Source organism: Pseudomonas sp. NPDC089534, from assembly GCF_044749305.1.
In the GTDB taxonomy this organism is placed as follows: Bacteria; Pseudomonadota; Gammaproteobacteria; order Pseudomonadales; family Pseudomonadaceae; genus Aquipseudomonas; species Aquipseudomonas ekonensis.
Genome location: NZ_JBIVHR010000025.1, coordinates 1 through 12682, shown reverse-complemented (window position 1 = coordinate 12682; position 12682 = coordinate 1). Strand labels below are relative to the sequence as shown.

13 protein-coding genes and 1 pseudogene are annotated in these 12682 nt (G+C 66.5%); 3 read left to right on the top strand and 11 right to left on the bottom strand.

Annotated features, from left to right (window positions below):
- Positions 1–248: 248 nt before the first annotated feature.
- From ACIP0B_RS10390 to ACIP0B_RS10375, 4 genes are read right to left on the bottom strand one after another with little or no spacing between them, the layout of a single operon-like run.
- Positions 249–806: a DUF4136 domain-containing protein gene (locus tag ACIP0B_RS10390; RefSeq protein ID WP_400831686.1), complete on the bottom strand. Its 558-nt coding sequence runs from the start codon at positions 804–806 to the stop codon at positions 249–251.
- 55 nt (positions 807–861) lie between these two features.
- A complete protein-coding gene (locus ACIP0B_RS10385) occupies positions 862–1473 on the bottom strand; it encodes a DUF4136 domain-containing protein (protein WP_400831684.1) in 612 nt (203 codons plus the stop codon).
- A 12-nt stretch (positions 1474–1485) separates the two neighbouring features.
- Complete coding sequence (locus ACIP0B_RS10380) at positions 1486–2235, bottom strand: methyltransferase domain-containing protein (protein ID WP_400831682.1); 750 nt, start codon at positions 2233–2235, stop codon at positions 1486–1488.
- Positions 2232–2537, bottom strand: coding sequence for a MazG-like family protein (locus ACIP0B_RS10375; protein WP_400831680.1), 306 nt, complete (start codon positions 2535–2537; stop codon positions 2232–2234). The genes ACIP0B_RS10380 and ACIP0B_RS10375 overlap by 4 nt, the downstream gene beginning before the upstream one ends.
- A 173-nt stretch (positions 2538–2710) precedes the next feature.
- Here ACIP0B_RS10375 and ACIP0B_RS10370 point away from each other — a divergent pair, with 173 nt between their 5' ends.
- Positions 2711–3004, top strand: coding sequence for a hypothetical protein (locus ACIP0B_RS10370; RefSeq protein ID WP_400831678.1), 294 nt, complete (start codon positions 2711–2713; stop codon positions 3002–3004).
- Positions 3005–3071: 67 nt separating this feature from the next.
- Complete coding sequence (locus ACIP0B_RS10365) at positions 3072–4421, top strand: MATE family efflux transporter (RefSeq protein ID WP_400831677.1); 1350 nt, start codon at positions 3072–3074, stop codon at positions 4419–4421.
- A gap of 12 nt (positions 4422–4433) precedes the next feature.
- On the opposite strand, the gene ACIP0B_RS10360 is transcribed toward ACIP0B_RS10365, so the two are convergent.
- The 7 genes from ACIP0B_RS10360 to ACIP0B_RS10330 all read right to left on the bottom strand — a co-directional run bounded on the left by ACIP0B_RS10360 (position 4434) and on the right by ACIP0B_RS10330 (position 11361).
- Positions 4434–5228 (bottom strand): DUF4123 domain-containing protein, encoded by a 795-nt coding sequence (locus ACIP0B_RS10360; RefSeq protein ID WP_400831675.1) that lies wholly within the window; start codon positions 5226–5228, stop codon positions 4434–4436.
- Positions 5225–6541, bottom strand: a complete 1317-nt coding sequence (locus ACIP0B_RS10355) for a type VI secretion system Vgr family protein (RefSeq protein ID WP_400831673.1) — start codon at positions 6539–6541, stop codon at positions 5225–5227. The genes ACIP0B_RS10360 and ACIP0B_RS10355 overlap by 4 nt, the downstream gene beginning before the upstream one ends.
- A 232-nt stretch (positions 6542–6773) precedes the next feature.
- Positions 6774–8687 (bottom strand): arginine decarboxylase, encoded by a 1914-nt coding sequence (gene speA, locus ACIP0B_RS10350; protein ID WP_217893818.1) that lies wholly within the window; start codon positions 8685–8687, stop codon positions 6774–6776.
- A gap of 219 nt (positions 8688–8906) precedes the next feature.
- On the bottom strand, positions 8907–9278 hold the full coding sequence (locus tag ACIP0B_RS10345; protein WP_085582968.1) for a translation initiation factor Sui1: 372 nt from the start codon (positions 9276–9278) through the stop codon (positions 8907–8909).
- Between the two features lie 189 nt (positions 9279–9467).
- Positions 9468–10025 (bottom strand): NUDIX hydrolase, encoded by a 558-nt coding sequence (locus ACIP0B_RS10340; RefSeq protein WP_400831671.1) that lies wholly within the window; start codon positions 10023–10025, stop codon positions 9468–9470.
- Between the two features lie 3 nt (positions 10026–10028).
- Positions 10029–11096, bottom strand: a complete 1068-nt coding sequence (locus tag ACIP0B_RS10335; protein ID WP_400831670.1) for a DUF2333 family protein — start codon at positions 11094–11096, stop codon at positions 10029–10031.
- Positions 11059–11361, bottom strand: a complete 303-nt coding sequence (locus tag ACIP0B_RS10330; protein WP_400831668.1) for a hypothetical protein — start codon at positions 11359–11361, stop codon at positions 11059–11061. The genes ACIP0B_RS10335 and ACIP0B_RS10330 overlap by 38 nt, the downstream gene beginning before the upstream one ends.
- Positions 11362–11686: 325 nt before the next feature.
- On the opposite strand from ACIP0B_RS10330, the pseudogene gcbA reads away from it, so the two are divergent.
- Positions 11687–12682, top strand: a pseudogene (gene gcbA / locus ACIP0B_RS10325) (diguanylate cyclase GcbA); the annotation flags it as partial.

Sequence of the window (12682 nt, the reverse complement as noted above, 5' to 3'; positions counted from 1 at the left end):
CAGGCTTGGCGCTCACCCGAGATGTCCTGTGGGAGCCAGCCTGCTGGCGATGGCGGTGGGTCAGGCAACGAAAATGCCAGCCGTGCCGGCCTCATCGCTGGCAAGCCAGCTCCCACAGGGTTCGGCGGTGACCGCAGGCTTGGCGCTCACCCGAGATGTCCTGTGGGAGCCAGCCTGCTGGCGAAGGCGGCGGGTCAGGCAATGGAAATGCCGGCCTCATCGCTTGCAGGCAAGCGCCCGCAAGGATCCTAACGCGGCGGGTAGTTGGCCAGGATCCGGCCGACGGTCTCGCGGATCGCGCTGCTGCGGTCGGACGGGTTCGGCGTGCGGCTGAGCATCTGTTCGTCGCTGCCTCGCCAGACCAGTTTGCCGTCCTTGCCGTCGATCAGGTCGATCTGGATGGTGGCGACCTTGTAGGTGACGTTGCGGGTCTCGTTGTACATCGGCGCGCCCCAGTAGCCGTTCCAGGGGCCGCCCCAACCGCCGCCGTAGTTGGTCGTCACCTGTTGCTGACGGTCCTCGACGATCAGGTAGGTCTGGACGTTCAGGTCGCCCCGGGCCCCTTGGGCCGCCGGGCGCAGGCCGCGTTGGTCGAGCTGGTCGGCGACGGCCTGGCGGATGCGCTGTTCGGTGAGGTCGCTCTTGATCCGCGGATCGTCGGGGCGGTATTGCAGGGCGGGTTCTTTCCAGCTCCAGCTGCGGTAGGCGGCAAAGTCGCGGCTGGCGTCGAAGTCATGGTTGACCTGGTTGGCGGCGCAGGCACTGAGCAGCGCGGCCACGGCCAGTAGAGCGAGACGGCGGAACATGGTTTTTCTCCGTTGGAAGACATGAACCTTGGGGGCGCTTCGCGTTGCCTTGAAGCTAACTGGGAGGATACGCCGACATGGCCTTTTCCACAGCCTCGCGGATCGCGTCGGCACGTTCGATCTGGTTGCCGCGGGTGCCGGTCTCGGCGCTGGCGCTCCACACCGGCTGGCCGGTGCCGGCATCGAACAGATCGACCCGCACCACCACGACCTGCTCCTGATAGGTGCGCACGACCGGCACGGTGTTGTACATCCCGTAACCCCGGCCATAGCGGTCATAGCCGCCGTATCCGCCGTAGTAGCCGTAATCGTCCTGCACCTGGCGCAGACGGGTTTCCAGCCGGAGGTCGGCGCTGACGAACAGGTCGGCCGGGCGGTTGTCGCGCAACGGCCGCAAGCCGCGCTGATCGAGGGCGTTGCTGACGGCCTCGGCCACCTGCGCCGAGTCCGCCCAGGCCGTGCCCGGCGGCAGGCGCCCGTTGAGCCAGGCCCAACTGCGGTAGCGCCCGTAGTCCCGTGGCGGCGCCGGGTAGGCGCTGCGGTCGAACACCGTGGCGGCCTGCGGCGGGGCCGGCGGCAAGGGGCGCGACTGCGCCACGTAAGGGTTGCTGCCCTGGCAGGCGGCCAGGCCCAGGCAGACCAGCAATAACCCGAAATGCGTTTTCATTTCATGCTCCGATCAGATCGGCCGGCAGATCCAGTGCAGGTAACGCCCAAGCCCGGCGAAGCTTGGGTGACGACGGTGGGCAAGCTCCATTTCCAGCAAGTCCGGCAATGCGGCGCGGGCCTGGAACTCCACCGGCATGTAATCGTGGAAAACCCGCACGCCGCTCTGGCTTTCGACCTGCCACGAACCTGCGAGTTGCGCGGCCAGCTCCCGCGGATCCAGCGGCTGCTGCGGGGTCAGGCTCTGCTTCTCGCCGGCCATGTCGTTCTTGCGCAGCTTCTTGAAATGGCCCTTGAGCAGGTTGCGGTAGACCAGCGCGTCGCGGTTGTAGAACGCCAGCGACAGCCAGCCGCCGGGGGCGGTCAATCGGTGCAGCACCGGCAGGATCGTGTGCGGCTCGGCCAGCCATTCCAGCACTGCATGGCAGATCACCAGGTCGTAGGATCCAGTGAGCAGGCCCGGCAGTTCCTGCCACGGCGCCTGGATGAACGTCGCCTGCCGCCCGGCCTCGGCGAAACGCTGGCGTGCGCCTTCGAGCATCGGTTCGGCGGGCTCGGCCAGGGTCACCTCATGCCCGCGCTCGGCCAGCCACAGCGACATGTGCCCCAGCCCCGCGCCGATGTCCAGCACCCGCAGCGGCCGCTCCGGCAAGGCCTCGGCCAGGTCGGCCTGCAGCACCGCCAGACGGATCGCGCCCTTGGCGCCGCCGTAGATCTTCTCGGCGAACCGGGTCGCCAATTGGTCGAAGTGACGGTCGCTCATCCGCCGAACCGCCGTTCGCTGTCGGCCAGCTTGCTGCGCACCACCTCGTTCATGTCCAGCCCCAGCTCACTGCACAGCAGAAGCAGGTAGAGAACGATGTCGCCGACTTCCTGGCCGGCATGGGCGAGCTTGTCCGCCGGCAGTTCCCGCGACTGGTCTTCGCTCAGCCACTGGAAGATCTCCACCAGCTCGGCCATTTCCACGCTGGCGGCCATGGCCAGGTTCTTCGGGCTGTGAAACTGCCGCCAGTCGTTGCGGTCACGGATGGCGTGCAGGCGTTCGGTCAGTTCAACAAGGTTCATCGGGCTCTCCTGAATGCGCATAGCTTCGGGGGGATGCCGGCCGAAGGCAAGGGGCGCAGGTCCGGCGGCGCTGTTGGATTCACTGTGGGAACGAGGCAAAACCTCTATGCTTGCAGGGAACCGGGCCGCGCTCGCGGCGGCCCAAGGTTCGGCCTTTTGATCAGGATGGATACATGCAGGCAGAAAGCTTTTTCGAATGGTTGGGCCAGGCGCTCGGCTCGGTCATCCGTTTCATCGTCGACGGCCTGAGCGGCCTGTTCAACCTGCTGGGCAACGCCGGCGGCAACTTCATCGACGGCCTGGCGCGCACGCTGGGCATGGACACCTCGATCATCAGCATCGTCACGCTGATCATCGGGCTGATGCTGCTGTGGTCGGCGATCCGCGCCTTCATGAACGTGCGGATCGTCGCCGGGATCATCTGGCTGCTGCTGGGGCTGTGGCTGCTGAGCTGGATCATCCACTGAGCCGGATCCTCCACTGGCGCCATCCCCGCAAGCAGCCGCTACAATGCGGGCACCTCAAGGAGCCCGCATGTCCAACCTGACCGCCGACTGGCGTGACCGTCCGACCCACCGCCGGGTCTGGGCCCTCGCCGCCCCGATGATCCTTTCCAACATTTCCGTGCCGCTGGTGGCGCTGGTCGACAGCACCGTCATCGGTCACCTGCCCCACGCCCATCAGCTGGGCGCCGTGGCGGTGGGCGCCAGCCTGTACACGTTCCTGGCCTGGGCCATGGGTTTCCTGCGCATGGGCACCACCGGGTTCACGGCGCAGGCGGCGGGTCGCAGCGACGGCGCGGCGCTGCGCCGGATCCTGCTGCAGGGCCTGCTGCTGGCGATGGGGCTGGCGGCGCTGCTCGGTGTCCTGGGCGTGCCCCTGAGCGGCGTCGCCCTGCATTTCATGCAGCCGTCGGCGGAGCTCGATCAGCTGACCCGGGAGTTTTTCCACACCCGCCTGCTCGGCCTGCCGGCGGCCCTGGCCACCTATGCGCTGGTCGGCTGGTTCCTCGGCACCCAGAACGCCCGGGCGCCGCTGGCGATCCTGCTGACCACCAACCTGATCAACATCGTGCTCAACCTGTGGTTCGTCATCGGCCTGGACTGGGGCGTGGCCGGTTCGGCCCGGGCGTCGGTGGTGGCCGAATGGTGCGGCGCCCTGCTCGGCCTGTCGTTGACGTCGAAGGCCTTGCGCGCCTATCCCGGCCGCATCGTCTGGGCGGCGCTGAAGCGATGGGACAGCTGGCGCCCGTTGCTGATGGTCAACCGCGACATTTTCATCCGCAGCCTGGCGCTGCAATCGGTGTTTTTCCTGATCACCGTGCAAGGCGCGCGGCTGGGCGACGCCACCGTGGCGGCCAATGCGCTGCTGCTCAACGGCCTGCTGCTGACGGCCCACGCCCTGGACGGCCTGGCCCACGCGGTGGAAGCCCTGTGCGGACACGCCATCGGCGCCCGCGACCGCATCGCCCTGCGCCGCTCGCTGGTGGTGGCCGGCGGCTGGTCGTTGCTGGCCAGCCTCGGCTTCGCCGCAGGGTTCCTGTGCGCCGGGCATCTGTTCATCGAGATGCAGACCGACATCCAGAGCGTGCGCGACACCGCCTCCGTCTACCTGCCCTACCTCGCCGCGCTGCCGCTGATCGCCGTCTGGAGCTACCTGCTCGACGGCCTGTTCATCGGCGCCACCCGGGCCAGGGAGATGCGCAACTGCATGCTGCTGACGGTGTTCGCGCTGCTGCCCCTGGCCTGGCTGCTGCAGGACCTGGGCAACCATGGGCTGTGGATTTCGTTCCTGCTGTTCATGGTGCTGCGCAGCGTGACGCTCGGCGTTCAGGCACTGCGCCTGCGCCGCGACGACGGCTGGTTCAGCGCCGGCGCCCATTGACGCCGCCCTCGCTCAGGGCCCGTCACCCTGCCACAGGCGATGCAGGTGATCGAGCCGCTGCTGCGGGGTCAGGCCTCCGGGCGGTGGCTCCAGCGGCGCACGGGGGTGCTGCACTCGCAGCCACAGCCAGCCGTCCAGCACGGCGCGTTCGCTGAAGCCCAGGCCGAGGCCTTCCTGGACATACCGCCACAACGCACTGTAGTCGGTGCCCAGCGCCTGGCTCCAGCGCCAGACGTGCTGTTCAAGTTGGCATGTCTGCAAGCGCTTTTGCTGGAGCGCACTCAGGCTGTGGTCAATCGCCAGCGGTGCGACCGCCAGCCCCGGATTGCGCAATTGCTGCCACCCCTGGCTGCCCAGCGCCCGGTCGGCCCACGTGCCGCCGTACCAGCGCAGCCGGCGGATCGGCCCGAGCCAGCGGCTCAGTTGCGACGCATCGCAGGCATCGAACAGGTAACTGGCGGTCTGAGCGTTGTAGAAACCGAGCAAGGCCCGGTGATGCAGCCCGACCGACACCGTCAGCATGCGCCGCAGGTGCGCCAGCAAGCGTTCGGCCGGCGCCTCGCTGTAGAGCAACAGTCCGCGCCAGGTCTGCGGATCGCTGAGGCACAGGGCCGCCAGGGCTGGACAGCCCTGAAGGTCGACCAGCAGCGGGCCCTGTTCGCGCACCGGCTGAAACTCAGTGGCGTCGAACAGCCAGACCTGACGTTGCTGCGCAAAGCCCCGGCGCAGCGTGTCCAGCGCCAGGGACGCCTGGGGGACGTCCAGCAGCAGCCACTGCGCCATCGGCGCCGACGACGGGCCGCTCATCTGATACCGCCCGGATCCGCCGCACCCAGCAGCCGGCAACCGCAGACCGGTTGCGGGCAGTGGGCGAAACTGCCCCCGCCGGGGATCAGGCACAGCAACAGCAACGGCTCCGCAGCGCCCAGCCATTGCGCCAGCCCTTCGCTCTCCTGCGCATCGGCCGGCGGTCCGTGCTCCCCGACCGGTTCCCCGACGGCCGGCGCCTGGAGAATGCCGCAGATGACGGGCCGGTCGGGATCCCCATCCACAAACCCCACCACCACTTCGACACCCTCGCCCAGCGCCGCCGGCGACACATCGGCCAGCCCCGGCGCGAGGGGCAGCCAGCAATGGCTGGGCGCCGCGCCTTCGCCCTGGTAGATCCAGTCGAACTGCACCGCCACCGGCCGCGACGGCTCCGGTTGCGGCTCGTCCACCGCGACCACCCAGGCCCGCTGCAGGCTGTGCATGCGCGGGACGTCCGGCGGCACCGCCGCGAGTCCAAAACCGTCGGGCGAGATGCAGGCGATGCGGTTGCTGTAGGGCGGATCCAGGGACGTGCTGGCCTGATGCTCGACCCGCGCCAGCAGCCAGTCACGCTGGCCGCCCAAGGCCGCAGGGCCGTTCAGCGACAGTCGCCGGCCGCTGCGCAGCTGCGGCATCTGCGTGCATCCCTCTGCCGTCTGCGCCGCCTCGCCCTGCATCCGGCAACCGTTGCGCTCCTGCCATCGGCTCAGGCCCGTCCCGCCGAACGGCGCGTCTCCCGCCGGCGGCAGGTTGGACGGGTCATCGCCGAACACCAGGCAATGCCCGTCGTGCCGGTGCTCGAAGTGATAGTGAATCCGCGACTGCGCGCACAGGCGCTGGACGAACTGCAGGTCCGACTCGTGGTACTGGGTGCGGAACGCCTGGGGCGGGTAGTGGCCCGAAAGCCGGAACCGACGCTGGACGCCGACGATACCGTGCTCCTTGAGCACCTGATCCAGGATCTGCGGCACCGAGCGGCCGCTGAAGATCCGCTGGCTGCGGCGCAGCGCCAGACAGCTCAACGCCGGCGCCAGCCGTACCCGGCACAGCCGGGATCCGGAGCCGTGCTCATGCTGGACAAGGCTCTGCAGCTGACCGTGCACCCCCGCAGGCGCCGGCCCGAACCGCAGGAACGCCGGCCGGAACATCAGGCCGGCCAGATCCAGTCGCGGATCGTCGATCAGCACATCGACGTCGAACAGATAAGGTTCGGCAAGGCCTTCGCGACCGGAAAACGCCAGCACTTCCAGGGGCTCGGGCAGTCCCGTGACGTCGAGGCGAAACAACGGCTCGTTGACTGGATCGAACATGGGCGGATCTCTACAGGAGGGACAGCCGGGGATTCTCGCCGAGAGCCTTGGCCGAGTAGAGAGCCGAAGTACAACTTAGGAAATGACCTACGCGAAAAGCAGACTGCTTCGCTTGGCTGGGAAGGACAGCGAATAATTTCGCGAAAAACTTGAGAAAGATCCCACCAGGCCATCCGAATTTTCCACGGTACTGGGAAAAAATTCAGACAACCTGGCAGGCATGCACCCGGCCTCAGGAGGACAGGTAGGAGGAGCGGGTCAGGCCCAGGCGCAGGGCATCGAGGAACTGGGTGCGCTCGTTGGCGCTGATGCGGGCACTGGCGCACTTGTCGCGGTAGTGGGTCATCAGCTCTTCCGGCGACAGGTGCACGTAACGCAGCATGTCCTCGATGGTGTCGTGGGTTTCGATGCCGGCGTGGTACACGCTGCCGTCGGCGTTCTGGTAGATGTTCACCGAGTCGGTGTCGCCGAACAGGTTGTGCATGTCGCCGAGGATCTCCTGGTAGGCGCCGACCAGGAACACGCCCAGCAGATAGTCCTCGCCCTCGTTCAGTGCGTGCACCGGCAGGCTGGTCTCGATGCTCTGCTCGTCGACGTACTGGTTGATCTTGCCGTCGGAGTCGCAGGTCAGGTCCTGCAGCACGGCGCGGCGCAGCGGCTCCTCATCCAGGCGGTGCAGCGGGATGATCGGCAGCACCTGGTCGATCGCCCAGGTGTCCGGCAGGCTCTGGAACACCGAGAAGTTGCAGATGTACTTGTCGGCCAGCTTGTCGTTGAGCTCGTCCAGCACCTGACGGTGCGAACGCTGACGCGCCTTCAGCGAGTTGTGCAGGCGACGGCACACGGCGAAGTAGCACTGCTCGGCCAGGGCCTTCTCGGCCAGGGTCAGCTTGCCGTCGGCGTACTGGGCCGCCACGTCGCTCATGTAGTGGGTGGCGCGCCAGTAGGTCTCGGTGACCATCTCGATGTCGGTCGGGCCGAGCAGGTCCACCAGCCACTGCACGGTCTCCGGCAGCGCGTCCTTGTTCTCGATCTGCGGCACGTCGTCGTTGTGTTTCTCGACGTCGGTCACCTGCACCACCAGCATCGCGTGGTGGGCGGTCAGCGAACGGCCGCTTTCGGAGAAGATGTGCGGATGCGGCAGGCTCTGCGCGTCGCAGAACTCCTTGAGCATGCCGACCACGACGCCGGCGTAGTCGTCCATGTCGTAGTTGATCGAGCTGGCGTTGCGCGAGTGGGTGCCGTCGTAGTCCACGCCCAGGCCGCCGCCGACGTCGATGTGATCGACCGGCAGGCCGAGGTTGCGCAGCTCGCCGTAGTAGCGGATCGCTTCCTTGAAGCCGTGCTGGTAGTCGGCCAGGTTGGCGATCTGCGAACCCATGTGGAAGTGCAGCAGGCGGATGCCCTGATCCAGGCCGGCCGCGCGGAAGCGCTCGACCACCGACAGCAGCTGCGCCGCCGACAGGCCGAACTTGGATTTCTCGCCGCCGGTGTCCGCCCACTTCGACGAGGCCAGCGACGACAGGCGCACGCGCAGGCCGACCTGCGGCTTCACGCGCAGGGAGGCGGCCTCTTCGATCACCAGGCCGACTTCCGATTCCTTCTCGATCACGATGAACACGTTGTGGCCGAGTTTCTGGCCCATCAGCGCCAGGCGGATGAACTCGCGGTCCTTGTAGCCGTTGCAGACGATGGTGCCGCCCTTCGGCGCCAGCGCCAGCACCGCCAGCAGCTCCGGCTTGGAGCCGGCCTCAAGGCCGATGGACACGTTCTGCGTGGCGATGATGTTCTCGATCACCGCTTCCTGCTGGTTGACCTTGATCGGGTACAGCGCGGTGTACTTGCTCTGGTACTCCAGACGCTCGATGTTCGCGTCGAAGGCGCCGGTCAGCTGACGGACGCGGTCCTGCAGGATGTCGGGGAAGCGCACCAGCAACGGCAGGGACAAGCCGCTCTTGCGCAGCTGGTCGACCTGTTCGAACAGGTCGATGGGCGAACTGCTCGGGCCGTTCGGACGAACTTCGACGCGACCGGCGTCATTGATCGCGAAATACCCGGCCCCCCAATGGCGGATCCCGTAAACACTGCGGCTGTCCGCAACTGTCCATTGGCTGCCATCGTCTTTGCGTGTGCGTCGTACGGACATCGAAGTCCCCTATAAAGAAGTCATGAAGCGTCGCCTGTCAGTCAGGCCGGCGCAGTCTAAAGAATGAAAATGACGGTTCGTCAGCGGGCGGTAGACCGCGCCCGCTGTCACGAGTTTAGAGACCGGTCATGAACAGGCTCTGTGAAAACCAATGAGACGACGCCGGGCCTGAACGGGTTCAGGGCCGGATCAAGCCGCGAGTGGCTTTCACAGAGGCTGCTAGCCGCCGGACTTCTTCGCCTTGAAACCTTGCTTGATCAGCTCGGCCAAGAGTAGCTCGACATGATCGCCCTGGATTTCGATGACCCCGTCCTTCAGTGCGCCGCCGGTGCCGCAACGTTTCTTCAACGTCGCCGCCAGCTCCTTGAGCGCATCGATGGCCAGCGGCACGCCGGTGATGGTGGTCACCGTCTTGCCGCCGCGGCCCTTGCTCTCGCGGCGCACGCGGGCAATGCCGTCGCCGGCCGGGATCTGTGTCTGTCTGCAGATGCAGGCGTCCACCGGTTTACTGCATTCCGGGCAATGACGACCTGCGTCGGTGGAAAACACCAGGCCGCCCAGGGCGGCGAAGGATGCGGCTTTTTTGGCCACCGGCAATCCTCTCGGGAGGACAAAAGACTGGCCGCCACCTTGGGCAAGGTGATCGACCGCGAAGCCCCACTCAGGCAGGGGCAGCGCTACTGCACCGCTCGCTTTCGGGAAAGCGGGCCGGCGCAGCTTGAAAAGGTCGCGCAGTGTAACGGCAAAAGGCCGACTTGCTAAGAGCCAATCGGCGCCAATTTACACCTTCTTTGCGACGTCGTTTCCCTGGGCCTTCAAATAGCGCTCCAGCGCCGCCAGGGAGTCCGGGCAATAAGGCTTTTGCGTGATTTCGAGCATGACCTGCCCGACGGGAATGAAGCGCGCTTCCAACACTTCTTCCGGCTGCAGTTTCAGGGGGCCGTCCCACACCGCGGAAAACGCCGAACACCACAGGCGGCTTTCGCTGTCCTCGAAGAAGAAGTGGTCGTGGGCGGTCAGTTCCACGCCGCTCACGCCCAGTTCCTCTTCCAGCTCGCGGGCCGCCGATTCGGCGTAGGTTTCGCTGGCCAGCACCATGCCCCCGGCGGCCACGTCCCAGTAACCGGGATAGATCGCCTTGCTCAGGGTGCGGCGGTGCACGCACAGCTCCCCGGCGGAGTTGAACAGCATGATGTAGGTGCCGCGGCCGATCAGCCCGCGTTCGCGCAGCTCGGCCCGCGCCAGGGAGCCGAGCAGGTTGTCCTGCTCGTCGACCCAGGCGATATGTTCGGCGTCCGAGGCGGCGCGGTGGGCCGCCTCGTTGGGGGTGTGGCTCATGGCTCAGCCCTGGTTGAGCAGTTGGCGCAGGTCGATCACGGCGGCGTTGGCCCGGGAAATGTAGTTGGCCATCACCAGCGAGTGGTTGGCCAGCACGCCGAAGCCGCTGCCGTTGAGGATCATCGGGCTCCACACCGGTTCCTGCGAGGCTTCCAGCTCGCGGATGATCTGGCGCACGCTGACCGTGGCGTTCTTCTTGGCCAGCACGTCGGCGAAGTCCACCTCGATGGCGCGCAGCAGGTGCGACAGCGCCCACGCCTGGCCACGGGCCTCATAGAAGACGTTGTCGATCTGCATCCACGGGGTCTCGACCACTTCCTCGTCGACTTGCGGCACTTCGCCCACCGCCGGCACTTCGGTCTTCAGCGCGGTGTTGAGCTTGACCCGGCCGACGCTGGCCGACAGCCGCTGCGACAGCGAACCCAGGCGGGTGCCGACATCGCCCAGCCAGTTGTTCAGGTTGTCGGCACGGGCATAGAACAGCGCGCTCTTCTGGTCGGGGCTCGACAGGCGCGCCTGGTAGCGGGTCAGGGAATTGATGCCTTCCTGGAACTCCGACTCGCTGGAGGGCAGGATCCAGCTCTTGTTGTCGAAGTTGAAGCGCGGCTCGGCCTTGGCCAGGTCGGCGTCTTCGGCCGACTGCGACTGCGAGCGGGCGAAGTCCTTGCGCAGGGCGCGGGTCAGGTCGCGCACCTGCACCAGCACGCCGTATTCCCAGCTCGGCATGTTGTCCATCCACAGGCCCGGCGGGAAGCGGTCGTTGGAGATGTAGCCGCCCGGCTTGTTCAGCAACGTGCCGGCCACGGTCTTGAGGGTCTCGACGGTGGTGTAGCCGACCACCATCTGTTTGCCTTCCTGCTCGGCGGCGACCTGCGCGTTCTGCGCCACCGGAAACAGCGCCGGCTCCTGGCTCCAGTACCAGCCCAGGCCGATGGTCACCAACAGGTAAATGCCGACCAGGGTGGCCAGCGCACGGCTGAACAGCAGGCCGCCCAGATAGCTGCGGGTGGCCGACTTGGGTTCGGCGGCACGTTCAGGCGCGCTGCCCGCGCGATTCTTCCAGTCCAGCATGGCGATATCCTTTCAGACTTGGGTTCAACGGTTCGACAGCAACCATACAGCAACGTGCCTCGGCCCGGCACCCGCCGTTGCGGGCATCCGAGAAAAACAGCGATGCCGCGCCCCGAAAGAGGACGAATTCCATGCGCTGGTCGAGGTCGGAGAGGTCCGCCAGCGGGTTGCGGCCGAAACCGATGGTGCGGCCGTCGTCGACGGCGGTGGTGTTGTGGTTCAGGCGCTGGGCATCGCTGGCCCGTTCGTTGAAACACTGGGTCATGACCGGGCAATCGTCTTCTAGGGGTTTCCCTGACCCTGCCAGCGATAAACACCCTGGAAACCGCCTCCGGGGAAAAATCAGAACCTCCTGCAGGACGACATCCAAAACGCGTCGGGAAACCTCTTCAAAGACGAGAGAAAACCTCTTGCAAGCCCTGCCCACGGGCACTTTCTGGAAGCACACGGACCGGCCGAAACCGTCAAGTCAAAAACTGAATTGTGCTGCACCGCAGATTATTGATGTACGACACTCATGTAAGGGAAAAGAGGTGCTAGCATAGAGCCACCAGTCGATCTCAGCATGCACCCTAACTAGTAGTCAGGATATGACCGAGCCAGAAGACCCCAGCCGCGAGCGCCTCAAGCACCACTTTGCCCAGCGGGTAATTCATCAGGCACGTCAGATTCTTGAGATATGGCAGCGCCTGCAACGCAGCGAATGGTCCACCGCCGACCTCGCCGAGCTGAGCGAGGCGAACCTGCGCCTGCTGCGTTTCGCCGAGCGCTTCGAACAGCCTGAGCACACGCAGCTGGCCCACCACATCAGCCAGTCGCTGGAAGCCGTGGACGCCAACCGCGGCCGGCTGAGCAGCGGCCTGATCACCGACCTCAACCGCTTGATGCAGCGCCTGTCGCGCACCGGCCTGCGCCACGGCGACCAGCTCGACCAGACCTTCCTGCCGCCGCTGCGCAAGCCGATCTACGTGCTGCTGCAGGATCACGACCGCGCCGAACGGCTGGCCAAGCAGCTGGAATTCTTCGGCCTCAGCGCCCAGCCGCTGGACAGCGTGTCGGCGTTCCGTTCCTCGATGGTCGAACGCCTGCCCGCCGCCATCGTCATGGACGTGGACTTCAGCGGCCCCGGCATCGGCCTGACCCTGGCCGCCGAAGCCCAGCAAGGCCTGGAGGAACCGCTGCCGCTGCTGTTCTTCAGCCTGCACGAAACCGACACCCCGACCCGCCTGGCCGCCGTGCGCGCCGGCGGCCGGGAGTTCCTCACCGGCACCCTGGAAGCGTCGAGCCTGCTGGAAAAGATCGAGGTGCTGACCTGCGTCGCCCAGTACGAGCCCTATAAAGTGCTGATCATCGACGACTCCCGCGCCCAGGCCCTGCACACCGAACGCCTGCTCAACAGCGCCGGGATCGTCACCCGCACCCTGATAGAACCGATCCAGGCCATGGCCGAGCTGGCGGACTTCCAGCCGGACCTGATCATCCTCGACATGTACATGCCGGCCTGCACCGGCACCGAACTGGCCAAGGTCATCCGCCACAACGACCGCTACGTCAGCGTGCCGATCATTTACCTGTCGGCCGAGGAC